Raw genomic sequence first — 23,942 nt, 5'->3', positions numbered from 1 at the left:
CCGCCCTTATCCCGGCTTTTTTCCGCTTTTGCGGGAAAGCCGGGAAAGGGCAAGCCCCTGTTGCCTGAGGATCAGGTGAGGGATTCGAGGACGGCCGAGCGCAGTTCGGCCATGCCGAAGCCGGTTTCGCTCGACGTGGCGATGATCTCGGGGTGCGCGGCGGGGCGCGTGCGGGCCTCGGCCGCGGTCTTTTCGATCGTGGTGGCCAGCTCGGTGGGCTTTATCTTGTCCGCCTTGGTGAGGACGAGGCGGTAGCTGACGGCGGCGTCGTCGAGCATCTTCATGATGTCGCGATCGACATCCTTGATGCCGTGGCGGCTGTCGATCAGCACCAGCGTGCGCTTCAGCGTGGTGCGGCCGCGCAGAAAGTCGTTCACGAGGAACCGCCACTGCTTGACCAGATCCTTCGGCGCCTTGGCAAAGCCATAGCCGGGCATGTCGACGAGCCGGAAAATGAGCGGATCGCCGATGTCGAAGAAGTTGAGTTCCTGCGTGCGGCCCGGCGTGTTCGAGGTGCGCGCCAGGCTGTTGCGGTTGGTGAGCGCGTTGAGCAGCGACGACTTGCCGACATTGGACCGCCCGGCAAACGCGACTTCGGGCGCGTCCATATCGGGCAGGAACTTGAGGGCAGGGGCCGATTTCAGGAAGGTGACCGGGCCGGCGAAAACCTTTCGCGCGGCCTCGATCATTTCCGGAGTGCGTTCTTCGGTGCTCACTTGGACGCAGCCTCCTGCATCGCCGGATGGCGGCTGTAGAGCCACTTTTGCTGGGCGATCGAAAGGATGTTGTTGGTCAGCCAGTAAAGCTGCAGACCCGCCGCGAACGGCGCCATGATGAACATGAACACCCAGGGCATGATGCCGAACACCTGTTGCTGGATCGGATCGGCGGGTGCCGGGTTGAGCTTGAACTGCAGGTACATCGAGATGCCGAGCAGGATCGGGAGCACGCCGAGCGCAAGGAAGCTGGGCGGCGTGAAATCAAGCAGGCCGAACAGGTTGACCGGGGTCAGCGGATCGGGCGCGGACAGATCCTTGATCCACAGCACGAAGGGCTGGTGACGCATTTCGATCGTCAGCATCAGCACCTTGTAGAGCGCGTAGAAGATCGGGATCTGCAGCAGGATCGGAAGGCAGCCTGCCAGCGGGTTGATCTTTTCCTTCTGATAGAGCGCCAGCATTTCCTGCTGCAGCTTCTGCTTGTCGTCCTTGTAGCGTTCCTGCAGCGCCTTCATCTTGGGCTGGATGACGCGCATGCCGGCCATCGACTTGAACTGCTTCTGCGCGATCGGGAACATCAGCACGCGGATGATGAGCGTGAGGCAGATGATCGCGACGCCGAAATTGCCGAACAGCTTGAACAGCCAGTCGAGCAGGCCGAAGAACGGCTTTTCGAAGAACCAGAACCAGCCCCAGTCGATCGAATAGCTGAACAGCGGAACGCCGGCTTCCTGGTGCTTGTTGAGCACGCCGACTTCCTTGGCGCCGGCGAAGAAACGGCTGGTGGTGGTGACGGCCTTGCCGGGTGCGACAATGGCGGCTTCGTTGGTGAAGTCTGCCTGATAATTCTTGTCGGTACCGACGCGGAAGGTGCCGGTCATGTTGGCGTTCTGATCGGGGACGAGCGCGGTCAGCCAATATTTGTCGGTGAAGCCGAGCCAGCCGCCCTTGGACGCGTTCTGGACGCCGTTATTGCCGGCTTCGTCCACGTCCTTGAAGTTGATGCTGTAGTTCGCCTTGGCGTTGAACACGCCGATCGGGCCGGTGTGGATGGTCCAGCTGTCGGGATCGGCGGAAACGCCGTCGCGGCTGACATAGCCATAAGCCTGGGTGGCGACGGCGCCCTGGCCGGTGTTCGACACCTTCTGCTTGACCGTGAACATATAGTCCTTGTCGACCGCGACCTCGATTTCGAAGCGCAGGCCCTGGCCATTGTCCCAGCTGAGCGTGACGGGGGCGGCGGGCGTAAGCGTCGCGGCGCTGGGCGTCCAGACGGTGTCCGCATTGGGGAGCGCTGTGCCCTGACCGGCCCAGCCGAAGCCCGCGAAATAGCTGTGCTTGGCGCCAGCGGGCGACAGCAGGCGCACCGGCGGCGAATTTTTCGCGATGGTTTCGTTATAGGCGGTGAGGGTGAGATCGTCGATCCGCGCGCCCTTGAGGTTGATCGACCCCTTCAGTTCGGGGGTGTCGATCGCGACGCGCGCGCTTTCGCCCAGCACAACGGCGCGGTCGCGCATGATGGCGGGCGTGTTGGGCAGCGGGCTGCCCGTTTCAGGATTGGCAACCGGAACCTGCTTGCCGTCGACCACCTGAGTCGCGGGCGGGTTTGCGGTTGGAAACCAGCGCTCGGAGGCGAAGCTCCATCCGAACAATACGAGCGCAGACAGCACGATCGCCAGGATCATGTTGCGATTATTATCCAACGTCATTCCCCCAAATCATCGATTCAGTCCCGGTCATGATACAGATTCCAGGTCAAGGTACAGGGTCGTAGCCGGAGCCGCCCCATGGGTGGCAACGGGCGATGCGCCTGGCGGCAAGCCAGGAGCCCTTCAAGGCGCCATAGCGGCTGATGGCGGTGATTGCATAGGCCGAACAGCTCGGCGCGAAGCGGCAGCTTGGCGGCAATATGGCGGAAGGGCCGATCTGCCACAAACGGGCGATCAGGATGAGCAAACGGGCGATCACCGCCTTGCCTTTGCCAGTGCCTTTGCAAGATCGCGGCGCAGGACGTCGAAATCGCGTTCGATTCCGCCTGCGCGACCGATCAACACATGATCGGCGCCCGCAATGCCCTGTTCGGGCAGAATTTCGCGAGCAAGCGCACGAAAACGGCGCTTCATCCGGTTCCGGACAACAGCGCCGCCTATCTTTTTCGTCACGGTATAGCCGATGCGAATCATCGATTCGCCATCCTCGCGCGGCCGAATGAGCAGGACGAATCCCGGCATCGGCACGCGCTTGCCGCCGTTTGCCGCCAGAAAGTCGGCCCGGCGGCTAAGGGTGATCAGGCCGAAAGCACCTTGCGGCCGCGTGCACGGCGGGCACGGATCACATTGCGACCACCGGGGGTGGCCATGCGTGCACGGAAGCCGTGACGGCGTGCGCGAACGAGATTGCTCGGCTGGAAGGTGCGCTTCATCGCTCATTACCTCAAACGTCAAAACAGAAAATGGCCGCCAACGCGGGCGACCGGTACGCGAGGGGCGGATATTGAAATCCATGGCCCGAGTCAATCGTCTTTGGCCGTTTCGGCGCGGCGAATGGCCGCGCGGCGGCGTGCGCTGGGCCGGCGCAGGCTGTGATCGGCCCAGCGCCCATATTTGGGCCAGCGCCGCTTGAACGCAACATAGCGCTTCTTGGCCCAGTGCGAATTCTTGAGCGCAAGCCCGGCGCCCACCGCGAACAGCACCAGCCCGCCCGGGCCGGGCACGACGCCGAGCAGCGGCGAGAGCAGGATACAGGCGAGGCCGATGAGGAACAGCGCATAGCGCACGCGCGGATCATTCCCGAAGGCGGCAAGGCGTTCCTTCCAACTCATCGTCCCCATGTGGGAAGGGCGGTGGGATCTGCAAGGCGTTGCAATCGTGTCGACAAGGCAACGAAGCCGCGCCACTATCCGCCGCACTGACGGGGTGGGGGCCCCGACAAAGGGGGTGGGGAATGGTATCGATCGTCTCGACGGTGGCCTATCTCGGGCTGGAGGCTCGCGCGGTCGAAACACAGGTGCAGCTGGCGCCGGGGGTTCCCAGCTTCATTGTCGTCGGGCTTCCCGACAAGGCGGTGGCCGAAAGCCGCGAACGCGTACGCGCGGCGATCGCGGCGATGGGGCTGTCGCTGCCGCCCAAGCGGATCACGGTAAACCTCTCCCCAGCAGATCTGCCCAAGGAAGGATCGCATTACGATTTGCCGATCGCGCTCGCGCTTTTGGGGGCGATGGGGGTGATCGATGCCGAGACGCTGGCATCCTATGTCGTCGTCGGCGAACTGGCGCTCGACGGACGGGTTGCGGGTGCACAAGGCGTGCTGCTCGCCGCGCTCCACGCGATGGAAAAGGGGATGGGGCTGATCTGCCCCGCGCCGCAAGGGGCCGAGGCGGCATGGGCGGGGGAGATAGAGGTGCTCGCCGCGCCCGACCTGTTGGCGCTGCTCAACCATTTTCGCGGCACCGGCCCGCTTGCCGCCCCCGTGCCGGGCGAGGTCGAAACCGGGTATAAGGGCCCTGATCTGCGCCAGGTGAAGGGACAGGAAAGCGCCAAGCGCGCGCTTGAGATCGCGGCAGCTGGGTCTCATAATCTGCTCATGATCGGCCCGCCAGGGGCGGGGAAATCATTAATGGCGGCGTGCCTGCCGGGGATATTGCCGCCGCTCGATGCGGGGGAGGCGCTTGAGGTGTCGATGGTCGCCTCGGTGGCGGGGGAACTCACCGACGGGCGGCTCTTGCGGACCCGGCCTTTCCGCGCGCCGCACCATTCGGCGTCGATGGCGGCGCTGGTGGGCGGGGGGCTTCGTGTGCGGCCGGGCGAGGTGAGCCTGGCGCATCACGGCGTGCTTTTCCTCGACGAGCTCCCTGAATTTCAGCGCGCGGTGCTCGATTCGCTGCGCCAGCCGATCGAGACCGGGCGGGTGAGCGTGGCGCGCGCCAATGCGCATGTGACCTTTCCGGCGCGCGTGCAACTCGTTGCCGCGATGAACCCGTGCCGCTGCGGGCATCTGGGCGATGCCGCGCTCGCCTGCGCGCGCGCGCCGCGTTGTGCGGCGGATTATCAGACGCGGATTTCGGGGCCGCTGCTCGACCGCATCGACCTGCATGTCGAGGTGCAAGGCGTGAGTGCGGCCGACCTCATGCTCCCGCCGCCGGCGGAGGGCTCGGCCGAGGTGGCCGCGCGCGTGGCGCGGGCGCGCGGTGTGCAGGCCGAGCGCTATGCCGCACACGGCATCCGTACCAATGCTGAGGCCGATGGCGAGGTGCTCGAACGCCATGCCCTGCCCGACGAGGCGGGGCGGGCGCTGCTCGCGCAGGCGGCCGAAGCGATGCGGCTTTCGGCGCGTGGCTATGGCCGGATATTGCGGGTCGCGCGCACCATCGCCGACCTGAGCGGGGCCGAGGGGGTGGGCAGAGCGCATATCGCCGAGGCGCTGGGCTATCGCCGTCAACCGCCGCGCAATTGAGCAGATTATTTCGCAGGCGTTTGTGAAACAGGGAGTTGCGGTGGCGCTGTGTGTCCGCTAGTGGCCAAAAAATCGCTGCCCCTGTGGCGAAATTGGTAGACGCATTCGACTCAAAATCGAACGCCGCAAGGCATGCTGGTTCGAGTCCGGCCAGGGGCACCAGAGATCTTTCCGGGGACGTCCGCTTGCGTCCGTAACCGGTATGTAAATAAAGGATTTTGGCGTGCCCGGTTGGGGCGGCGTCATATGCCCTCTTTCAGCCTGGCATCGAACGCGTTCCCTGCCGTTATGCCGTTTCCAGGCAGGCCGATTTCGCTGTAGCGAGCGGAGATGTGATTCCGGCCTGCGCGATGCATTTCCTTCGTGCAAAGTAACTCTGGTTACATTCATCGGCAATGGATTGCGCTATTTTCCACTCTACATGACCATCGGAGAGAGGAATCGAGGCGTGCAAGCGATGAACAACGAGACGCCCCTTGGCGCGCCTGTGTCCGCCCGCAAGCGTATGACCTTGTTCCGTGCGGGCGAGGGTGTCGCTCTCGATCACGAAACAATGCCTTTTGATGGTGTCGATCCGGAAACCATGGCCGGTCTGGCGCGGATCATGGGTTCAGGGCCGAGAGCAGCCGATGCCTCGCACACGACAATCCTCTTCCAATCGGGAGGTGAGGAGGGTGTCAGCCTGAGCCATGCCTGGTTCAAAACCGGTTTCATATCGCCGCGCCACAGCCACAATGCCGATTGCATTTATTATATATTGGCAGGCGAAGCCCGCTTTGGCGCAGCGCGTCTCGGCCCGGGTGACGGGATATATGTCCCGGCCGAGCAAGCCTATGTCCTGGAAGTCGGCAATGAGGGATGTGAACTGCTGGAATTCCGCAATGCGGCGCAGTTTAACATCCATTTCAAGGGCAATGACGCGGCGCATTGGGAGAAGGTTTCCCAATCCTATGCCCGGCATATGCCGCAATGGGAAAACGAGAGACCACCGTCGCAGCGCTAATCGCCGGTCTCGGTATTTTGCTTGCGGAATCTAACCGTTGGCGACGGCGCGCAAGCGTTCCAAATCGCACAGGCTGATCTGGCCATAGCCGACCTCGATCAGCCCATCCCGTTCGAATGCCGACAGATGGACATTCACCGTCTTGCGGGTGAGGCCGGTCATTTCGCCCAGCAATTCCTGGCTAAGGCGGATAATCGGGGTCGGCTCCATGACTGTTGCGCGATGGCCGTCGGCGGCGGCCAGCAGGCGCGCGGCGATGCGTTCGCGTGGGCGCAGCGAAATCACTTCCGCCGCCATGCGGACGGCGCTGCGCATATTGGCGTAGGCGAAGCCGGCGATGGCGCGCCAGATTTCGGGCTGGCATTCGGCAACCCGTTCGAGCGCCGCTTCCGATATTTCCAAGAGGATGCAGGGTTCCACACAAACGGCTGTGACAAGGCGGGGGCCGCCACTGAAGCGCGTGGCATGACCGAGCACCGATCCCGCCCCGGCAAGGCCGATCATGACCTCCTTGTCGCCTGGTGCCGCGCAATAGGAATGGAGCACGCCTTCGATCACCACGAACAGGCCGCTCCGGTCGTCTCCTTCGGCTTGGGCCCATTCCCCGGTGTTGAGCCGCACGAGGCTGCCTTCTGCGACTAAATTCTCAGCGAGCGCGGAGGAGTAATCCTTTAGCCATCCAACCTGTCGCAGCACATGAAGGGCCAAGGCTCGCTCTTCTTTTTTCATGCTTGGATTGTAACTTGTGTGACAGTCTGCCGCCAGCAAAATTGTTACCCATAGCGCCATATAAAATATGGGAGCGGATGGGACATGGCAGCTGCTGGCGAAGGCAGGGTGATACGTATTGGTGGGGCGACGGCATCTTTTTCCGACACTGCGCTCTCGGTACCCCAATTATTGGCTGATGGACGGCTTGATTATCTGATCTTCGACTATCTCGCCGAAGGGTCGATGGGGATATTCGGCCGGATGCAGGCCGCCGATCCCGCAGCAGGCTATGGGACCGATTTTCTGACCGTGCATGTCGGCCCCTATCTCAATGAGATTGCGGCGCAGGGCCTGAAGGTCGTTGCCAATGCCGGGGGCGTCAATCCGGCCGGGCTGGCGGCGGCGCTCGAGCGGATGATCGCTGAAGCGGGCTTGTCGCTCACCGTGGCCTATGTCGACGGGGACGACCTGCGCCCAAGGCTGGAGGAACTGCGCGCGGCCGGCCACCGCGACATGTTCACGGACGCGCCCTTTCCCGAAAACATCATCAGCGCCAACGCCTATCTCGGTGCATTCCCGATCGCAGCGGCGCTGGCCAGGGGCGCGGATATCGTCGTCACCGGACGGGTGGTCGACAGCGCGGTGGTGCTGGGGCCGCTGGTGCATGAATTCGGCTGGGGGCCTGATGATCTCGACCTGCTGGCGGCCGGGACACTGGCCGGCCATCTGCTCGAATGTGGCGCGCAGGTTAGCGGCGGGACGTTTACCGATTGGCGCGATGTGCCTGACTGGGCGAATATCGGTTTCCCGATCGGCGAATGCCATGCCGATGGCAGCGTGGTGATCACCAAGCCCGAAGGCACGGGTGGCCTGGTGTCGGTCGGCACGGTGGCCGAGCAGCTGCTTTACGAAGTCAGCGACCCTGCCGATTATATCGTCGCCGACGTGCGCTGCGACTTCAGCGACGTGAAGCTGGAGCAGATCGGCAAGGACCGGGTGCGCGTGACCGGTGCGCGCGGGCGGGCACCGACCGACAGCTACAAGGTCTGCGTCACCTTTGACGGGGGCTGGCGCAGCATCGCCTATCAGCCGATCATCGGCGAGGATGCGGCCGAAAAGGCGGCGCGCCAGGCCGAGGCGCTGTTTGCGCGCGGGCGGGCTTTGCTGCGCGCGCGCAACCTGCCCGACTTTTCGTTGACCGACACGGTGATGATCGGTGGCGAAGCCAGCTTTGGCGCGCACGGCCAACAAGGGCAGACGCGCGAACTGATCTGCAAGCTGGTGGTGGACCATCCCGACCAGCAGGGGGCGCAAATCTTCGCGCGCGAACAATGGGCGGGGATTTCGGGGATGTCGGTCGGCACTTCGATCAATCTGGCCACGCATGTGTTGCCGATGACGGGGACTTTCCTGTTCCTTCTGGACAAGCAGACCGTGCCCTCGCGCATGACCTTTGCGGGCGTCACGCAGGATGTGGCGGTGGCAGCGGGCGTGCCGATTGCGACAGGTGCCCCGGCCGCGGAGCGGGCACCGATGACCCCGGCCGAACCGGGCAGTGTTGCTGTCGATCTGGTCCGGCTGGCCTGGGCGCGCAGCGGCGACAAGGGCCATTTGTTCAACGTCGCCGTCATCGCGCGTCAGCCCGAATATCTGCCCTATCTGCGCGCCGCGCTGACGCCGGAGGCGGTGGCCGAATGGTATCGCCATCTCGGGCCGGACGGGCAGCGTCCGCGTGTCGATCGCTATGACGTGCCCGGTTTTCACGCGCTCAACTTCGTGGTCCGCGACGCGCTTGCCGGCGGGATCAATGCGAGCACGCGGCTCGACCCTGCCGCCAAGGGGATGGCGCAGATGCTGCTGCGCTTCCCAATACCTGTTCCCGCTGCACTGGCCGCCGAACTGGGCGCTGCCGCTTCATCCGACAAAGGAAATGGACATGGCTGATTATTCGTACCTGATGAAAGGCATCGAGACGGTTTCGACCGACAGCAGCGTGCTGGTCAGTTCATCCCGCTATTTGAATGACGCGCGGGTGCGCGATTGGGTGGCCACGCATTTGTTGCGCCGGAACGGCCCCGATATTCCGACGCCATCGGATTCGATCCAGCTCGTCCAGATCCTGCGCGAGGTGCAGGACATCGACCATATCAACGCGCTGTTCGCAGCCGAGCGCCAACAGAATCCCGCGCTCGACGCGTGGTTCAAGGAAGGCTTTATCTCAACCTTCGGCCTTGATGACCTGAAGGGGTACGGCCCCGAGACGGTTGGGGGCATCTTCTACGCGCAGCTGACCGACAATGATCTGCAGGTCGATATCGTCCCGCCGTTCACGCCGCGCAACGATTATGAATATTTCCAGCTGCGCGCCGGGCAGACGCATGATCTGGAGCATATCCTTGGCGGCGGCGGGTTCGATTTCATCGGCGAACTCGTGCCCTATTATATGCGGCTGACCAATTTGTTCGTCCATATGAGCCCTGAGCTGGCGGGCGAGCTGTCGGCTTTTTCCATCCTCGGATCGACGCGGATCATCACGCGCGCGGTGCTGCATTACCCGCAGACCTGGCTGATCACCCAGAACGCCGTCGAGCGCGGTGCGAAGGTGGGTCGTGAATCGGCACCGCTATACATGATGCGTTACGAAGACGTGCTTGGGCTAACCCCCGAAGCCGCGCGCGAAGCACTGGGCATCAAGGGCGTCCAGCTTGCCGATACGGCTGCGGCATCGGCCCAGTGGTGTTAAGCGTTTAGGAGAGGGTGAAATGGAAATGTCGAAGCGGCGCATCCCGACACTTGAAGAACTGGCGCCGATGCCGGGCCGTTACCCGCTGATCCCGGATCTGACGCCCCGTCAGGAAGTGGCCTTGCTATGCCGCGCGCTGCACCGCGAAGGCTATGACGATCATATTGCCGGGCACATCACGCTGGCCGAGCCGGATGGCAGCTTTCTGGTCAATCCCTGGGAACTCGCCTGGGACGAACTGACCGCATCCGACATCATCCGCGTGGATGCCAGTGGGCGGGTTATTGAAGGCGCATGGAACGTGACGCCGGCCATCGGGCTCCATCTGGCCGTGCACCAGCGTCGCCATAGTCTGCGCGTCGTGATCCACAATCATTCGCGCTTGGGGTCGGTCTGGGCGGCATCCGGGCGGGTGCCGCCGGTCTATGACCAGACATCCGGTCAGGTCGATGAGGATCCGGTATTGTACGATGAATATGCCGGGACCGTCGATGGCGCCGAAGAGGCGCAGGCCGCCGCCGATGCGCTTGGCCAGGGAAAATGGGCGCTGCTGAAAAATCACGGCGTGTTCATTGTCGCCGACAATATCCGCCAGGCGCATTTGCGCGCGATCACGCTGGAGCATCGTTGCCGTCTGGCCTGGCAGGTCGAGATGCTGGGGGGAGGGCAGCCGATCACCAATCCGGAGGCCTTGCGCGTCGTCCAAATGTCTGATCCGATGGGGTTTCCGTTCCTGTGGGAGGCGATGGCACGGCGCGAGATTCGCCTGGATCCGTCGGTGCTCGACTGACCAGTTCACGGCGGTAAGGCCGTTCCTGTGTGCGTGCTCTGATCAAGGGAAAGAACATTATGTTCGCACCAAAGGCTGCTTCGGAAAATCGGCTACGATGGCTGGGTATGGGCGCCGTCACGGCCATGCTGCTGACATCGGCGGCACCCGCGCTCGCACAGGTTGCGGATGCGATCTACACCAATGGCGTGATCCGAACGATGGAAGCGCCGGAGGATGTTGCTCAGGCGGTGGCGATCCGACAGGGGCGGATCGTGGCGGTCGGGCCGACGCAGGCGGTGCTCGCGCACCGTGGATCGGGAACCCGCATCGTCGATCTCAAGGGCAAGACGATGCTTCCGGGCTTCATCGACGCGCATGGGCATCTTTCGATGCTGGCGGGGATGATCGATTTTGCTAATTTGTCGCCGCCGCCGGTTGCTGGCGTCCGCGATATCGCCTCGCTCCAGTCGACCCTGCGGGGTTACATCGCCCAGCGAAAAATTCCTGCGGGGCAATGGGTGCAGGGCTTTGGCTATGACGATGCCGTGCTTTCCGAGCGGCGTCATCCGACCCGCCAGGAACTCGATGCCGTTTCAAGCGATCGGCCGATCATGCTGCTGCATGCATCTGGTCATATCGCGGCGGCCAATACCCGCGCGCTCGAACTGGCGGGCCTGCTGCGCGACGCGCCGAACCCGGCCGGGGGCGTGATCCGGCGCGAGGCGGACGGAAAAACCGCATCCGGCGTTTTGGAAGAAGCCGGGATGTACCGGCTGATGGCCTTGCTGCCGAAACTGACCTTTGAGCAGCGTCTGGCTGCCCTGAAGAAGGCGCAGGACGTGTATGCCCGCTACGGTATCACGACCGCGCAGGATGGCGCCGCTTCGCCGGATGACTATGCCTTGCTCAAGGCGGCAGACGAACGGGGCGCGCTTAAGATCGACGTGGGGGCGTTGCTGTTTTTCCGAGCGCCCTGGCAGAACCTTGAGGCCATGCCCATCGGCGCGCCACGGCAGACGCAGGCGCGCTTGCGGATTCTGGGCATCAAGCTGATGCTCGACGGATCGCCGCAAGGACGGACGGCCTGGCTGAAGGAGCCCTATCATCGCGTTCCGGATGGCCTTGCGGCTGATTATCACGGCTATCGCCAGATAGAGGATGCCGAGCTTCGCGGCTGGATCGACCGTGCGGCGGATCATCGCTGGCAGCTCTTCGCACACGTCAACGGTGACGCGGCGATGCAGCAGCTGATCGATGTGACGGCTGCTGCTGATGCCGCGCGGCCAAAGCCGGTAGAGCGCACGATCGCGATCCACAGCCAGGTGGTTGGGGCAGGGCAGCTGGCGCGGATGAAAGACCTCGATATCCAGCCGAGCTTTTTTGCGACCCACGCCTTTTACTGGGGGGACTGGCACCGTGATGTGACACTTGGTGAAACCCGCGCGGCCCAGATTTCACCGATGCGCGACGCAATCGACCGCGGGCTTGTGCCATCGATACACAACGACGCGCCCGTGGTGCCACCGGACATGATGCGCCTGATCTGGGCGGCGGTCACGCGGACGACGCGGTCGGGCGTTACGCTTGGAGCAGCCGAGGCGGCCACGCCGTATGAGGCCGTGCTGATGGCGACGCGCAATGCCGCCTGGCAAATCCACGAGGAGAAGGAAAAGGGGACGATCGCTGTCGGTAAACAGGCCGATCTCGTCGTACTCGACGCGGATCCGTTAAAGATAAGCGTAAAGAATCTGGACGGCATCAAGATCGATCGCACGATTAGCGACGGCACAGAAATTTACACCGCAACACATTGAAAATGGAGCGCCCCTGTCCTTACGGGGGCGCTGTCCGGGATGACGCCGGGGGCGCCGGCGACCGATGAGTATGAGCGCGAAACGCCGAGCGCACCCTGAGCATGGTAATTTCGTCGCTGCGGGGTATCAGGGGATTCTGCGGGCGGCGTGGCGAGGGTGGTCCTTGATGAGGTGTGAGGTCGGTAATGCAAGCGCCGGGGCCGCGCGACGATGACGCTAGTTGGAAAAGAAGTGCGCCGGGGGCGCCCGCCGCGCCTTTCGCGGGACGCGATCCTGATGGCCGCGCTCGATATGCTGGAGCGCGAGCCGGACCTTGCCTTTTCGCTGAACGGGCTGGCGCGCGCGCTGAAGGTGACGCCGATGGCGCTCTATACCTATTTCGGCAGCCGCGATGATCTGCTTCAGGCGCTGACTGAAAGGCTGCTCAGCGGTTTCGTCACTGTGGTGGACGGGGATATGCCGGCGATCCGGCGGGTCGAGGCCTGGTGCTTTGCGGCGCGGCGGTTTTTCCTGGGATATCCGCAACTGCTTGGCCTGTTGACCTGGGAAGGCGGCAACACATCGGTCGCCTGGTTCGATCGTTCGGTGGTGCTGATCGAAGCGTTGCAGGAATTGGGGTTCAAGGACGCGGAGCTTTCGCGCGCGATTATCTGGATATGGACTTCGGTGATGGGCGCGATCAGCGAAGAGATCCGCAACCGAACGGCCCCGCACAGCCTGAGCCCGGCGCAGGTTGAAAGCCTTGATCCGCGGCTGCACAAGCCGGTGCGCGACATGCTCATGCTCGCCGAGCAGCCCGACCATTTCGACAGTTTCTTTGCCTATCATGTCGAGCGCTTGCTCGACGCGCTTAGGGCGATTGCAAAACGGCCGTGAAAGCCCGTGTTTTCGGCATTTTTGAATTATTCTATGGTATAAATTATTGACCGCTGCGCGTCCCGCCGGGATAATGGCGGGCAGAGGCAAGCGCCGACAAGAATCGCGCTGTCCGGAGGAGAGGATGCCATGGAACGTGCGCGGCGGATCGCGATAGCGAAGCAATTGCTCGACATGATTGACCGGGATGTAACCGAATATGGCGAAGAGCCGGCCTGGGAAGCGGATATCGGCCGCTTCACCGACAAGGCGCGTTTCCTGAAGGAAAAGGAAGAGTTCTTTCATAACCGCCCGCAAGTCATCGCGTACACGGCGGACATCCCCAATAATGGCGATTATTACGCGACGGAACTGGCGGGCAAGCCGATCCTGTTGACGCGCGGCAAGGACGGCAAGGCGCGGGCGTTTCTCAACGCCTGCCGGCACCGCGGGGTGCAACTGGCCGAAGGCTGCGGCCATGGCCACACCTTTACCTGTCCCTATCACGCCTGGACCTTCAATTCGCATGGCGACCTGATCGGGGTGCCGAGCCGCGACGCGTTCGAAGGCGTGCTGAACGATCGCGGGCTGGTCGCGCTGCCGGTGCACGAGGAAATCGGCCTGATCCTCATCCATCCACAGCCCGATGGCGCGCTCGATTTCGACGCATTCATGGGGCCGATGAAGGATGTGATGGCGGGGTATCATTATGAGAACCTGCGCTTCATCAAGGAATTCCGCACCAAGGCCCGGATCAACTGGAAACACGCGGTTGATGGCGGGGTGGAAGGCTATCACGTCCCGTTCCTGCACCCGAAAACGGTGGGGCCGATGACGCTGCCGCAATTCCTCCATCTCGATTGCGGGCTGCACCACACGCTGATCACGACCCAGCCCGATATCGTGAAGCTGAAGGACCTGCCGGAAGACGAGTGGCCGGAATATTGCAATTTCTCGACCACCAACGCGATCTTCCCCAACACCGTGGTTGGCGTGGGCGAGATGATCGCCTTCTTCCAGCGCAGCGATCCGGGCAACGAACCGGGCGAATGCGACTACATCTTCCGCGTCTATGGCTGGGGGCACAACCCGACCGAGGAAGAGCGCCAGCGCGATGATTATGTCGCCGACCTGCTCATCCGCGTGGCGATGGACGAGGATATGAAGGTGCAATCCAATTCGCAGGTCATGATGGAAGCGGGGGCGGTGCCGTCGCTGCTCTTTGGCCGCCGCGAACAGAATGTCTCGCGGATGCACCGCAATTATGATCGCCTGATCGGCCATGATGTTGAAGCCGCGCTGGCGGCGGAGCGGGGGCGCACGCTGCCGCAGGCGGCCGAATAAGGACCGGGACGAAAAAGGCGCTGGGCCCCGGCGCCTTTTTCCAAAAACCCGAACAGGAAAGTCCCCGGGGCACAGTTAAAGCGTAGAATGGAGAGGTCTGAAATGAACGATAATGTTCCCTATTTCATGCGCGGGCTGCAGGAGATTCCGACGGAATCGTCGCGCCTCGTCAGCTCGTCGAAATTCCTCAACCACCCCGTGGTCCGTGAATATGTGATGCAGGAATCGCTGCGGCGGAACGGCCGCGATATGCCGATGACCTATGCGCTGCCGCGGCTGTTCCAGGCGCTTTATGAAATCCGCGATGAAAAGCGGATCAACGAGATGCTGGCCGATCAGTGCAAGACCAAGACCGAACTGGGCGACTATTTCGAGGAACGCTTCATTTCGACCTACACCCGCGAAGACCTGAAGGCCTATGCGCCGGACACTGCGGGCGGGGAATATTACCACTATCTGACCGCGAACAATTTCGAGATCGTGCTCGACCCGCGCATCGAGATGAACCCCGGTTGGCAGCCGCAGACCATGCTTGATTATTGGGATCTGCGCACAGGCCAGACGCATGACTTCGATCACCTTCTGGGAGGTGCAGGGTTCGATTTCCTTGGCGAAACGACGCCGCTGTTCATGCGGATCGAAGGCTATTTCGCCTATTTCGACGATCCGGAACTGGCAGGTGAGCTCAGCACGCTGCTGGCGATCATGGCGCTGCCCACGCTGATGCGCACGATCATCCATTACCCGTCGACCTGGCCGGCGATGTCGCGTCACATCACCAACGGCATGCGCGTGGGCCGCGAATCCGACCCCTGGTTCCTGCGCAAGATGGAGCCGATCCTGGGGATGACCAAGGCGGATGCGCGGGCCTATATCGGGATGAAAGGGGTCGAGGAAGTCGACACCACTGCCGCGTCGGATGTGTGGAGCGAAGGCGCGCAGTCGGCGCAGCTGGTTCAGGCCGAAGCGGCCGAATAACACTTTGAATATGGCGCGCGTCGCGGTGTGGACTGGTGCGTCGCGCGCGCGCCTACCGGCTAAATGGCTTTAATGGGCACGCAGGATTTTCTCCATAGCCTTGCCCCTAGCGAGTTCGTCGATCAGTTTGTCGAGATAGCGGATGTCCTGCATCAGCGGGTCTTCGATATCCTCGACGCGGACACCGCAGACTAGCCCGGTGATCAGATTGCGTGAAGGGTTTGGCCGGGGCGCCCGCCTCAGAAAATCCTCGAAGCTGGATTTCTTTTCCAGCTCGGCCTCAAGCCCCTTTTGGGTGTAACCCGTCAGCCAGCGGATGATCTCGTCAACCTCGGCCCTGGTGCGGCCTTTCTTTTCCGCCTTGGCGACATAGTGCGGATAGACGCTGGCGAAGCTCATGGAAAAGATACGATGCTGTGTCATGATCGCCCCTCATGCACCCGGTTCGGGGCCGAGAAGCGGCATCACGTCGACAGAATCGCACGGGAAGATGGTGAAGTGCGGATGGCCTTCGAACAGCTTTGCCGCAGCCTCGTGCGAGGGCGCGCGCACGACGACGAAAACGGTCAGTTCATTGACGACGTCCGCCACGCCATCCGGCGATGTCCGTTTGGTTGGGCCGAGCGGTCCGCCTGCATAAACGATGGCATCCCTGTGCGTCTCGTCCCAGGCTTTGAGCGCGGCAAGCCCGGCCTCGTCGCGGGCGTCGCGTTCTGCGTCTGACATCGCATACCAGGCCTGCCATCGCGCGCTGGCCTTGTTGCTGGTGAAAACCGCGAGATACTTGTCATTCGCGCTCATTCATATGCCTCCGCTCAACAGGAAGGTGCGCTCAATTGGTCCCCGGGCGGGTTGCGCGCCGGGCCATTGGAGCGGCAGTTTAATATGGAGCCGTGGGAAGCGCGGGTAAATGACGGTCTTGCAGACGATGTAGCTTGCCCCGACGACCAACGCACCTCAGCTGAGCAGCGGTTCGAGCGCGTCCCATTCATGCTCGACGGCGCGGCGTCCGGCGTCGATCGCCGTGCGGATTTTCGCAGGATCGAATTCAAGCGTTTCGGAATATTCCTGTTCGGGCTCGATGATCCGGATCGGCGCGAAACGATAGCGGGCGATCTGCACGTCGAGCGGCCGAAGGATCCTTGCGGCTTGCGTGCCGCCAATGCCTTCGGCTTGCAGCGCCCAAAGCTGCGCCTCGCGGGCGGCGATCATATCGTTGATCAGCGCCGCGCCGGCCAGATCGTTGACCGATACTTCGGACTGCAGGATGTCGACCGCGCGCAACCCGATCTTGATCAGATTGCCATAGGTTCGCACCCGGCCGAGTTGTGGGGCGGGGGACGCACGCACGGCGATCACGCCGCGCGGGTTCAGGTCGAGCGCGGCGCCAAGCGGCGTCACGTCGCGTACGCCGCCATCGACCCATTGTTCCTCGACCCCGTCGCGGGCGCGCGTCTTTAGGGGATCGAAGAAGAGCGGCATGGCACAGCTGGCATAAACCCAATTGTGAATACCAGGCACGCTTTCGTCGATGCTGCGATAGGCTCCAGTGCCAAGATTGACGACGCCCAGCCGCAGCTTGCGGCCGCTGCTCATGAGCTTCTCTTCATTGGCGAAGCCCTTGAGCAGTCGCTTGAGCGGGGCAGCGTCGTAGATCGCATCCTCGCCGAGAATCCCGCCGACGACACCCAGCGGGCGTTCCTTGTAGATCGAGCCGTTGCCCTTGAGGCCGAGCCATGCATCCAGCAGGCCGGGAACATCGTCTTGCGCGACGCCCAGTGCCTGGATTGCGCCCGTTGAAACGCCAGCGACGATGTCGATCCGGACGCCGCGATTGACGACAAGTTCGTGGACAACGCCGACCTGAAAGGCGCCCTTGGCGCCGCCGCCGCTCAACACCATGGCTAACCCGCCTGCCATATCATTCCTCCTTCAGAAGGAGAGATTTTACGAAGACTTAGGCAGTGAGTCAGATGCGCATGCGGCTATGCCCAATGGCATGATCTCGCGCGGCTGGGCGCCTGTTTTAGCGCAGCTTTGCGATGGTCAGTCCGTCAGCCTTGGCACGGTCCTTCACCGATTCCTCGCTGCGGGTGAGCGCTTTGGCGATCGCCTTGAGCGCCATCCCCTTCTTCGCCAGCGTATGCAGCTTCTGGATTTCGGCGGAGGTCCAAGGCTGCCGGTGTCGTTCAAATCGTTCTGCCATGGCGCTAGCCTTTAGCGCATTGGCGCTCTGGTGACGAGGCTTCGTTCAGGCAGCATCCACGATCGGGGAAAGGGCGCGGGGCGCCTATCCCCGATCGTGGTGCAGGAGCGTCAGAGCGGGCGGGTGTTGGTATCGATCAGCTTGCGCGCTTCGGCGATGGCCTGCGCTTCCTTGACCTTGCCCTCCATGATCTCGTCGGCGAGTTCGAGCAGGCGGGCGCTGATGACGGTTCCCGTCTCGGCATTTTCGGTGATACCGATGCCGTTCTTGGTGGCGGCGACGCGGTCCCATGCGGTGCGGACGGCGGCCCAGTAACGGCTGGTGGCATCCCAATAGGCGTCGGCCGCCTTCACGTCGTAATCATCGTAGCGGGTATAGCTGTTGAGGACATATTCCTGGACGATGGGAACGAGCTTGCCGTCCTTGGTGCCCATCTTGGTATTGTCCTGCCAGTGGACCCAGCCATCGGGACCGTTCTGGTGGCGGTTGATGCCGAGATAGCGGTCATAGACGGGGTTGCGCACGGCATCGCGGCGGGCGAGCGGACGCCAGGTCCAGTTGGAGCGCCAGCGGCGGACGCCGCCCTGCGTTTCGAACTGGCCCCAGCCGCCATAGCGCGGGGAATCGTCGACCTGATAGACGGTTTGCGACCAGCGGCCGGTGCGCATCTTTTCGGGCACATCTTCCCATTTCCAGCTGTTGCGATCGGCAAAGACGAGCACGCGGGCAGGCTCATATTCCCAATCCTGACGCCAATGCTTGATGATATGCGCCTTGCCGTCGTCTCCCTCGATCACGAGCATATGCTGGAGCGCGATCTTTTTGCCGGTATCCTCGATCACGCGGACGACTTCATTGCCGCCCGAACGCTTTTTTTCGAGCGGGGTATAGGCCGGATCCCAGCGCGTGGTTTCCTGCATGTCGAAATGGACGCGGTAATTGCCCGCCATGGCGAGAATGTCGGCGCGATCCTGCTCGAACCCGGCGGCGGCCTTTGTCGCCGAAATCGGCGGGTGGGCGAGGGCGGGGGACATCGTCATCGCCAGTGCCAAGAGCCCGGCGGAAAACAGCGTGTGAATGGATTTCATGATGGGTTTCCCTTGAATACGTCAGAAGCGATAGCTGGCGGACACGCTCGCGTTGCGGCCGGGCTGGGTATAGGCATCGGTGACAGTGGAGGTGCTGGAGAGGCCGCGAACGTCGCTCCACCACGCATATTTCTTGTCGAGAATGTTGAAGATGCCCGCGCGCAGCGTGAGCGCCTTGTCGAGTTTCAGAAAGGCGGTGGCATCGAGGATGGTGAACGCGCCGGGGCGGTAGCAGGCCGGGGTGCAGATACCCGTGGTGCGGCCGAGTTCCTTTTGCGCGCTGTGCGTCGCGATCAGCTGGCCGCCAAACCGGCCGGCGCGATCCCGGTAGCCGACGCCCATGACCAGCTTGAGCGGATCGACCGTCGAGAGCGGGCGACGATTGCCGTCCGGATCGATCTCGTTGCCCTTCGCATAGGAAAGCGCGAGCGTACCCGAGAGGCCATTGTCGGCGCGCGCTTCGAACCGGGCTTCGGCGCCTTTCACGCGGACGCGATCGAGGTTGACGAACTGGTAGATCGCGGGATCGGCCGGGGTGAACGAGCCGCCAACGACTTCCTGGCTGATGAAATCCTTGTAGCGCGAGGTGAAGGCGGTCATTTCGAGGCTGACCGCGTTCGAGGCGATGCGGATGCCGCCCTCGAAGCTTTCGCTGCGTTCGGGGCCGAGATCGGGATTGGGCGCCGAGGTGTAGCCAAAGGCGAGGTTTTCGAAGAACTGGTTCACCTGGCCGGGTTCGGGCGCCTTGAAGCCGGTGGCGTAATTGCCGAACAGGCGGATGGTGTCGTTGATTTTCCACACCACGCCCATTTTGGGCGAGACGCGCGATCCATCCTGACCCGCGCCGGAAAAGGCGGGGAGCAGGGGATCATTATCGGGCGACAGCTTGTAATAATCGAAGCGGAGCGCGGGGTAGAGCATCAATTGCCCGCCCGCGATGCTGATCTCGTCGGCCACGAAAGCGCCCGCGCGGGTGAAATCGGTGGAGGGGAAGGCGCGGGTGGGGAAGACCTCGCCCATCGGTGGCACGGTGCCGTCGCGCAGGCCCCGTTGACGTGTGATGCTGGCATCGGCGCCAAAGACGAGGCGGTGGCCGATCGCGCCGGTGATGAAATCGGCCCGCGCATCGGCGGCGGCGCCGAATACGCGGTTTTCAAAGGTGTTGAGCCGTTCACGGTCGACCGCAGGGGTACGATCCTCATCGGTAAACTGGACGTCTTCGCCGTTCTGCCAATAGATGGCGGCCCGCGCGAAATCGATCGTGCCATTGCCTTCCCAGCTCCAGTCGAGACCAAGGCGCTTGCGTTCGCCGGTATCGACTGCTTCGAGCAACTCGACGGTTGCGCTACGCCCGGTGAGCCCCTCGGTGGACAGGCGCGTGTCGAGATATTCGCCGGTCAGCCGCAACTTGTGGCCACCGGCGGGCTCATAGACGATGCGGCCAAGCACGGCGTTCGAACGGCCGTCTTGCGGGTTGGGTTTCGTCCGTTCCGCGCCGAGACCGCCAACATCGCCCTTATTGTCCAGTTCCTCATGATCGCGCCGCGTATAGGCGAGCATGGCCGACCAATCGCCGCTGCGCCCGGCGAGGATGGCGGTTTCGCTGAATTCATTGTCGGCGCTGGCATAGCCGGCGCGGACGAGGCCGCCGAAATTCTTGCCGCCTTCGAGGAAGTCCGCCGGGTCGGCGGTGACGAAGCTGACCGCGCCCGAAAGGCCGTCGCTGCCATAGAGCGCCGAGGCCGGGCCGCGCAGGATCTCGACCGATTTGACCAGCCCGAGATCGACATAGTCGCCGCGCCCGACCGCCTGTGCGCCAAAGCTGAAGCCGTCGGGAACGCGCACGCCGTCTACCTGGATGAGGACGCGGTTGCCGCCGATACCGCGGATGTTGAAGCCTTCATTGCCCGCGCGGCCCGTGCCGCTGCCCGCCGCGTTGAAGCGCGCGGGCTGGCGCTGGACGCTGACGCCGGGTTCGAAGCGTACGAGATCACGGATGTCGGTCACCAGTTCGTCGGCGATATCTTCGGCGGTTTTCACCGAGATGGTGAGCGGAACATCCTCCACCTTGAGCGGGGTGCGCGTGGCCGAGACGACGATCTGGTTCTTCCGTTCGAGCCAGAACTGGCCGTCATTATCCTGCGCATGGCCCGCCACGGGCAGCAGCGCGAAGGCGAGCGCGAGCGACGCGCAGGCGGGGCGGGCATGACGCCGCGCCCTGTTGCGTACGCCCTCCGGCCCGCCTGCGCTTTGTATTGCAGGGCGGATCCCGACCGTCGATCCGCACCTTATGCCATCACTCATTAAAACCCCCTTTTGATCATGCGACTGATTCTCAGTAGCGAGTATCATGCGGACTAGCGGGAAGGTCAACAGGGTTGACGCGAGACAGGGGTGAAACCGGAGCGGAAGCGATAGGGGAGGTGCCGCGTGGCCACTTTCGATCAGGGCGATCCGTGCAGCGCAGGGGATGGCGTCCCCAGAGCGGGGGGAGCGGAACGGATGGCCAGAGAGAATGGGCGCCTAGCCGACGGGACTGGGGGAACTATATGCGTGCGATGGGCGAAGCGTCAGATCGCCAAATGGTTCGATACGGCGTCGATGCTCGGGGTGACGGCAGTGCTGGACATATTGCCGCTGGCGCGCCTGAGCGTTGGCAGAGGCGTCGCGGGTCAGCGCCCCGACACGAGCGGGTGGCGTGCGCGCATCGTATCGAGCATTTCCTCGATCACCGCCATGTCATGCGCGCTGCCCGAGGGCGTGACCGTCCAGTTGCAATGCGGGTGGGTGGACACCGAATAGACGCGCACCGCGCCCAGCGCCGTGCGCCAGCGCCGCCGGGTGCCGCCGCGTTCGCGCAGCAGCGTGGCGATGATCAGTTCCTGCAGTTCGCTTGACGTCATGCACCGCCTTTTGCGTGCCTTTGCGATTTTCGCAAGTTTCCCGACTTGCAGGAGGGGAGCCGCCGGGATTAGCAAGGACCGCGATAGTCCGGGCCGGGATTGGCCACGAGACCGGAGGATGCATGACAAAATATCTACCCTGGGCCGGCTTCAGCGCGGTGGGCGCACTGGCGCTTGGCGTCATCGCCACGGCGCGCGGCGAGCCGATCAACGCCTTGTGGATCGTCATCGCGGCGGTCTGCATTTTCCTGGTCGCTTACCGGTTTTACGCGCTGTTCATCGCGCGGCAGGTGATGGGGCTGGACCCGCGCCGCGCGACGCCCGCAGTGCGCCGCGCCGACGGGCTGGATTATGTGGCGACCGACCGGACCGTGCTGTTCGGCCATCACTTCGCCGCGATTGCGGGTGCAGGGCCGCTCGTGGGCCCGGTTCTGGCAGCGCAGATGGGGTATCTGCCCGGAACGCTCTGGATACTTGCGGGCGTTGTGCTGGCGGGCGCGGTGCAGGACTTCATGGTGCTGTTCATTTCCATGCGGCGCGACGGGCGCTCGCTGGGCGAACTTGTGCGCATGGAAATGGGCGCGGTGGCCGGGACGATCGCGCTTTTCGGCGCGTTCATGATCATGGTGATCATCCTGGCCGTGCTCGCGCTCATCGTGGTGCGCGCGCTCGCGGAAAGCCCATGGGGGCTGTTCACCGTGGCCGCGACGATACCGCTTGCCATGGTGATGGGCGCCTATTCGCGCTGGATCCGACCGGGACGGGTGGGGGAGGTTTCCATCCTTGGGCTGATCGGGTTGCTGCTGGCGATCGTCTATGGCCAGAATATCGCTGAATCGGCGGTATGGGGCCCGATCTTTACGCTGACGCCCGAACAGCTTTGCTGGATCCTGATCCTGTATGGCGGGGTGGCCTCCATCCTGCCGGTGTGGCTGCTGCTGGCGCCGCGCGACTATCTTTCGACCTTCCTCAAGATCGGCGCGATCATGGCGCTGGCGATCGGCATCGTCATCATGGCGCCGCCGCTCAAGATGCCCGCGCTCACCCAGTTCGTGGACGGCGGCGGACCGGTGTGGTCGGGCGGGCTTTTCCCCTTCCTGTTCATCACCATCGCATGCGGTGCGGTTTCGGGTTTCCACGCGCTGATCGCCAGCGGCACCACGCCCAAGCTGATCGCCAGCGAGGGGGACGCGCCGCTGATTGGTTACGGCGCGATGCTGATGGAAGCGTTCGTTGCGATCATGGCGCTGGTGGGTGCCTCGATCCTCGATCCCGGCATCTATTTCGCGATGAACAGCCCGGCGGCGGTGCTGGGGACCGACCCGGCGAGCGCGGCGGCGGCAGTGACCGCCATGGGCTTTCCCGTGACGCCCGAATTGCTGACGCAGACGGCAAAGGATGTGGGCGAGGCGAGCATCATCTCGCGTACCGGCGGCGCGCCGACACTGGCCGTCGCCATGGCCGAAATCTTCAGCCATGTGCTGGGCGGACCGGCGATGAAGGCCTTCTGGTATCACTTCGCGATCCTGTTCGAGGCGCTGTTCATCCTGACGGCGGTGGATGCGGGCACGCGGGCCGGGCGCTTCATGCTGCAGGATCTGCTGGGCCTTGCGGTGCCCAAATTCCGCGACACGGCATCATTTCTGCCGGGGTTCATCGCGACGGCGCTGTGCGTTTCGGCCTGGGGGTTCTTCCTTTATCAGGGCGTGACCGATCCGCTGGGCGGGGTGAACACGCTCTGGCCGATCTTTGGCATTTCGAACCAGATGCTCGCCGCGATCGCGCTGATGCTGGCAACGGTCGTGCTGTTCCGCATGAAGCGTGATCGCTTTGCCTGGGTGACGATGCTGCCCACCGCCTGGTTGCTCGTCTGCACGGTGAGCGCGGGCTGGTTGAAGCTGTTTTCGCCCGATCCGGCGATCGGCTTCCTTGCGCATGCAAGCAAGTTCGCCGCTGCCGAGGCACGGGGCGAGATCTTGGCGCCCGCCAAATCGATGGCGGAGATGGAGCAGATCATCTTCAACGACCGCATCGATGCGGCGCTGTGCGGCCTGTTCCTGTTCGTCGTGATCTCGATCTTCGTCTTTGCGGTGCGTAGCTGCCTCGCCGCGCGCAAGATCAGTCACCCCACGGTGAGCGAGACGCCTGCCGAACTGGTGGCGGCCGAGTGATGGGCGTCTGGGCAAAGCTGCGCGAAATGGGCGGGCTGATGGTCGGCCTGCCCAGTTATGACGCCTATCTGAAGCATATGGGCGAGCATCATCCCGATGCGCGCCCGATGGATCGGACCGAGTTTTTCCGCAACCGGCAGGAAGCCCGTTATGGCGGGAAGAATGGCGGGCGCTGCTGCTAGG

At 63.3% G+C, this 23,942-nt stretch carries 25 protein-coding genes and 1 tRNA gene; 12 read left to right on the top strand and 14 right to left on the bottom strand.

The window, feature by feature from the left end; genetic code table 11:
* Positions 1 to 71: 71 nt before the first annotated feature.
* The 6 genes from yihA to QYC26_RS03320 all read right to left on the bottom strand — a co-directional run bounded on the left by yihA (position 72) and on the right by QYC26_RS03320 (position 3,540).
* Positions 72 to 689, bottom strand: a complete 618-nt coding sequence (yihA, locus tag QYC26_RS03345; protein ID WP_317514989.1) for a ribosome biogenesis GTP-binding protein YihA/YsxC — start codon at positions 687 to 689, stop codon at positions 72 to 74.
* A 23-nt stretch (positions 690 to 712) separates the two neighbouring features.
* Entirely contained in the window at positions 713 to 2,422 is a 1,710-nt protein-coding gene (gene yidC / locus QYC26_RS03340) for a membrane protein insertase YidC (protein ID WP_317514988.1), read from the bottom strand.
* Positions 2,423 to 2,474: 52 nt separating this feature from the next.
* On the bottom strand, positions 2,475 to 2,687 hold the full coding sequence (gene yidD, locus QYC26_RS03335) for a membrane protein insertion efficiency factor YidD (RefSeq protein ID WP_317513981.1): 213 nt from the start codon (positions 2,685 to 2,687) through the stop codon (positions 2,475 to 2,477).
* Entirely contained in the window at positions 2,684 to 3,007 is a 324-nt protein-coding gene (rnpA, locus tag QYC26_RS03330) for a ribonuclease P protein component (protein WP_317514987.1), read from the bottom strand. Before rnpA ends, yidD begins: the two co-directional genes overlap by 4 nt.
* On the bottom strand, positions 3,007 to 3,141 hold the full coding sequence (gene rpmH, locus QYC26_RS03325; protein ID WP_119763803.1) for a 50S ribosomal protein L34: 135 nt from the start codon (positions 3,139 to 3,141) through the stop codon (positions 3,007 to 3,009). Before rpmH ends, rnpA begins: the two co-directional genes overlap by 1 nt.
* A 90-nt stretch (positions 3,142 to 3,231) precedes the next feature.
* Positions 3,232 to 3,540 (bottom strand): hypothetical protein, encoded by a 309-nt coding sequence (locus QYC26_RS03320; RefSeq protein WP_317513980.1) that lies wholly within the window; start codon positions 3,538 to 3,540, stop codon positions 3,232 to 3,234.
* 122 nt (positions 3,541 to 3,662) lie between these two features.
* Here QYC26_RS03320 and QYC26_RS03315 point away from each other — a divergent pair, with 122 nt between their 5' ends.
* The 3 genes from QYC26_RS03315 to QYC26_RS03305 all read left to right on the top strand — a co-directional run bounded on the left by QYC26_RS03315 (position 3,663) and on the right by QYC26_RS03305 (position 6,174).
* Positions 3,663 to 5,171: a YifB family Mg chelatase-like AAA ATPase gene (locus QYC26_RS03315; RefSeq protein ID WP_317513979.1), complete on the top strand. Its 1,509-nt coding sequence runs from the start codon at positions 3,663 to 3,665 to the stop codon at positions 5,169 to 5,171.
* Between the two features lie 77 nt (positions 5,172 to 5,248).
* Positions 5,249 to 5,333: transfer RNA gene (locus QYC26_RS03310), tRNA-Leu, on the top strand.
* A 259-nt stretch (positions 5,334 to 5,592) separates the two neighbouring features.
* Positions 5,593 to 6,174, top strand: a complete 582-nt coding sequence (locus tag QYC26_RS03305; RefSeq protein WP_317513978.1) for a cupin domain-containing protein — start codon at positions 5,593 to 5,595, stop codon at positions 6,172 to 6,174.
* Between the two features lie 30 nt (positions 6,175 to 6,204).
* Here the strand turns inward: QYC26_RS03305 and QYC26_RS03300 are convergent, their stop codons facing one another.
* Positions 6,205 to 6,903 (bottom strand): Crp/Fnr family transcriptional regulator, encoded by a 699-nt coding sequence (locus tag QYC26_RS03300; RefSeq protein WP_317513977.1) that lies wholly within the window; start codon positions 6,901 to 6,903, stop codon positions 6,205 to 6,207.
* Between the two features lie 108 nt (positions 6,904 to 7,011).
* Between QYC26_RS03300 and QYC26_RS03295 the strand changes: the two genes are divergently transcribed.
* From QYC26_RS03295 to QYC26_RS03265, 7 genes are all read left to right on the top strand, one after another.
* A complete protein-coding gene (locus tag QYC26_RS03295) occupies positions 7,012 to 8,829 on the top strand; it encodes an acyclic terpene utilization AtuA family protein (RefSeq protein ID WP_317513976.1) in 1,818 nt (605 codons plus the stop codon).
* Entirely contained in the window at positions 8,822 to 9,628 is an 807-nt protein-coding gene (locus QYC26_RS03290) for a hypothetical protein (protein WP_317513975.1), read from the top strand. Before QYC26_RS03295 ends, QYC26_RS03290 begins: the two co-directional genes overlap by 8 nt.
* Before the next feature lie 19 nt (positions 9,629 to 9,647).
* On the top strand, positions 9,648 to 10,418 hold the full coding sequence (locus QYC26_RS03285; protein ID WP_317513974.1) for a class II aldolase/adducin family protein: 771 nt from the start codon (positions 9,648 to 9,650) through the stop codon (positions 10,416 to 10,418).
* A gap of 59 nt (positions 10,419 to 10,477) precedes the next feature.
* Entirely contained in the window at positions 10,478 to 12,214 is a 1,737-nt protein-coding gene (locus tag QYC26_RS03280) for an amidohydrolase (RefSeq protein ID WP_317513973.1), read from the top strand.
* 276 nt (positions 12,215 to 12,490) lie between these two features.
* On the top strand, positions 12,491 to 13,090 hold the full coding sequence (locus QYC26_RS03275; RefSeq protein ID WP_317513972.1) for a TetR/AcrR family transcriptional regulator: 600 nt from the start codon (positions 12,491 to 12,493) through the stop codon (positions 13,088 to 13,090).
* 129 nt (positions 13,091 to 13,219) lie between these two features.
* Positions 13,220 to 14,413 carry an aromatic ring-hydroxylating dioxygenase subunit alpha gene (locus QYC26_RS03270; protein WP_317513971.1) on the top strand — a complete coding sequence of 398 codons (1,194 nt, stop codon included), beginning with the start codon at positions 13,220 to 13,222 and terminating at the stop codon, positions 14,411 to 14,413.
* Positions 14,414 to 14,515: 102 nt separating this feature from the next.
* Positions 14,516 to 15,391, top strand: coding sequence for a hypothetical protein (locus QYC26_RS03265; protein ID WP_317513970.1), 876 nt, complete (start codon positions 14,516 to 14,518; stop codon positions 15,389 to 15,391).
* Between the two features lie 69 nt (positions 15,392 to 15,460).
* On the opposite strand, the gene QYC26_RS03260 is transcribed toward QYC26_RS03265, so the two are convergent.
* The 7 genes from QYC26_RS03260 to QYC26_RS03230 all read right to left on the bottom strand — a co-directional run bounded on the left by QYC26_RS03260 (position 15,461) and on the right by QYC26_RS03230 (position 21,588).
* A complete protein-coding gene (locus QYC26_RS03260) occupies positions 15,461 to 15,814 on the bottom strand; it encodes a DUF2200 domain-containing protein (protein ID WP_317513969.1) in 354 nt (117 codons plus the stop codon).
* A gap of 9 nt (positions 15,815 to 15,823) precedes the next feature.
* Positions 15,824 to 16,192 carry a hypothetical protein gene (locus QYC26_RS03255; protein ID WP_317513968.1) on the bottom strand — a complete coding sequence of 123 codons (369 nt, stop codon included), beginning with the start codon at positions 16,190 to 16,192 and terminating at the stop codon, positions 15,824 to 15,826.
* Between the two features lie 156 nt (positions 16,193 to 16,348).
* On the bottom strand, positions 16,349 to 17,311 hold the full coding sequence (locus QYC26_RS03250; RefSeq protein ID WP_317513967.1) for a patatin-like phospholipase family protein: 963 nt from the start codon (positions 17,309 to 17,311) through the stop codon (positions 16,349 to 16,351).
* Positions 17,312 to 17,417: 106 nt separating this feature from the next.
* On the bottom strand, positions 17,418 to 17,597 hold the full coding sequence (locus QYC26_RS03245) for a hypothetical protein (protein ID WP_317513966.1): 180 nt from the start codon (positions 17,595 to 17,597) through the stop codon (positions 17,418 to 17,420).
* Between the two features lie 110 nt (positions 17,598 to 17,707).
* The gene (locus QYC26_RS03240) at positions 17,708 to 18,685 is read right to left on the bottom strand and encodes a DUF6607 family protein (RefSeq protein ID WP_317513965.1); all 978 of its coding nucleotides are present in this window, start codon (positions 18,683 to 18,685) and stop codon (positions 17,708 to 17,710) included.
* 21 nt (positions 18,686 to 18,706) lie between these two features.
* Positions 18,707 to 20,989 (bottom strand): TonB-dependent hemoglobin/transferrin/lactoferrin family receptor, encoded by a 2,283-nt coding sequence (locus QYC26_RS03235; protein WP_317513964.1) that lies wholly within the window; start codon positions 20,987 to 20,989, stop codon positions 18,707 to 18,709.
* Between the two features lie 368 nt (positions 20,990 to 21,357).
* Positions 21,358 to 21,588, bottom strand: coding sequence for a hypothetical protein (locus QYC26_RS03230; protein ID WP_317513963.1), 231 nt, complete (start codon positions 21,586 to 21,588; stop codon positions 21,358 to 21,360).
* A gap of 122 nt (positions 21,589 to 21,710) precedes the next feature.
* Between QYC26_RS03230 and QYC26_RS03225 the strand changes: the two genes are divergently transcribed.
* Positions 21,711 to 23,759, top strand: coding sequence for a carbon starvation CstA family protein (locus QYC26_RS03225; protein ID WP_317513962.1), 2,049 nt, complete (start codon positions 21,711 to 21,713; stop codon positions 23,757 to 23,759).
* Positions 23,759 to 23,941: a YbdD/YjiX family protein gene (locus QYC26_RS03220; protein ID WP_317513961.1), complete on the top strand. Its 183-nt coding sequence runs from the start codon at positions 23,759 to 23,761 to the stop codon at positions 23,939 to 23,941. The genes QYC26_RS03225 and QYC26_RS03220 overlap by 1 nt, the downstream gene beginning before the upstream one ends.
* Position 23,942: the final 1 nt, after the last annotated feature.

Source organism: Sphingomonas sp. C3-2 (assembly GCF_033025475.1).
Taxonomy (GTDB): domain Bacteria; phylum Pseudomonadota; class Alphaproteobacteria; order Sphingomonadales; family Sphingomonadaceae; genus Sphingobium_A.
The sequence above is the reverse complement of the archived record's forward strand: the minus strand, read 5'-3'. Positions and strand labels throughout refer to the sequence as shown.

Bases quoted from the DNA above. Each gene is read 5' to 3' on its own strand.
- QYC26_RS03245 (WP_317513966.1), bottom strand. From the start codon at position 17,597: ATGGCAGAACGATTTGAACGACACCGGCAGCCTTGGACCTCCGCCGAA.
- QYC26_RS03255 (WP_317513968.1), bottom strand. From the start codon at position 16,192: ATGAGCGCGAATGACAAGTATCTCGCGGTTTTCACCAGCAACAAGGCC.
- QYC26_RS03315 (WP_317513979.1), top strand. From the start codon at position 3,663: ATGGTATCGATCGTCTCGACGGTGGCCTATCTCGGGCTGGAGGCTCGC.
- QYC26_RS03225 (WP_317513962.1), top strand. From the start codon at position 21,711: ATGACAAAATATCTACCCTGGGCCGGCTTCAGCGCGGTGGGCGCACTG.
- QYC26_RS03270 (WP_317513971.1), top strand. From the start codon at position 13,220: ATGGAACGTGCGCGGCGGATCGCGATAGCGAAGCAATTGCTCGACATG.
- yihA (WP_317514989.1), bottom strand. From the start codon at position 689: ATGATCGAGGCCGCGCGAAAGGTTTTCGCCGGCCCGGTCACCTTCCTG.
- QYC26_RS03230 (WP_317513963.1), bottom strand. From the start codon at position 21,588: ATGACGTCAAGCGAACTGCAGGAACTGATCATCGCCACGCTGCTGCGC.
- QYC26_RS03275 (WP_317513972.1), top strand. From the start codon at position 12,491: ATGGCCGCGCTCGATATGCTGGAGCGCGAGCCGGACCTTGCCTTTTCG.
- QYC26_RS03320 (WP_317513980.1), bottom strand. From the start codon at position 3,540: ATGAGTTGGAAGGAACGCCTTGCCGCCTTCGGGAATGATCCGCGCGTG.
- QYC26_RS03260 (WP_317513969.1), bottom strand. From the start codon at position 15,814: ATGACACAGCATCGTATCTTTTCCATGAGCTTCGCCAGCGTCTATCCG.
- QYC26_RS03285 (WP_317513974.1), top strand. From the start codon at position 9,648: ATGGAAATGTCGAAGCGGCGCATCCCGACACTTGAAGAACTGGCGCCG.
- QYC26_RS03220 (WP_317513961.1), top strand. From the start codon at position 23,759: ATGGGCGTCTGGGCAAAGCTGCGCGAAATGGGCGGGCTGATGGTCGGC.
- QYC26_RS03300 (WP_317513977.1), bottom strand. From the start codon at position 6,903: ATGAAAAAAGAAGAGCGAGCCTTGGCCCTTCATGTGCTGCGACAGGTT.
- QYC26_RS03290 (WP_317513975.1), top strand. From the start codon at position 8,822: ATGGCTGATTATTCGTACCTGATGAAAGGCATCGAGACGGTTTCGACC.
- QYC26_RS03280 (WP_317513973.1), top strand. From the start codon at position 10,478: ATGTTCGCACCAAAGGCTGCTTCGGAAAATCGGCTACGATGGCTGGGT.
- QYC26_RS03265 (WP_317513970.1), top strand. From the start codon at position 14,516: ATGAACGATAATGTTCCCTATTTCATGCGCGGGCTGCAGGAGATTCCG.
- QYC26_RS03240 (WP_317513965.1), bottom strand. From the start codon at position 18,685: ATGAAATCCATTCACACGCTGTTTTCCGCCGGGCTCTTGGCACTGGCG.
- QYC26_RS03250 (WP_317513967.1), bottom strand. From the start codon at position 17,311: ATGGCAGGCGGGTTAGCCATGGTGTTGAGCGGCGGCGGCGCCAAGGGC.
- QYC26_RS03305 (WP_317513978.1), top strand. From the start codon at position 5,593: ATGACCATCGGAGAGAGGAATCGAGGCGTGCAAGCGATGAACAACGAG.
- QYC26_RS03235 (WP_317513964.1), bottom strand. From the start codon at position 20,989: ATGAGTGATGGCATAAGGTGCGGATCGACGGTCGGGATCCGCCCTGCA.
- rpmH (WP_119763803.1), bottom strand. From the start codon at position 3,141: ATGAAGCGCACCTTCCAGCCGAGCAATCTCGTTCGCGCACGCCGTCAC.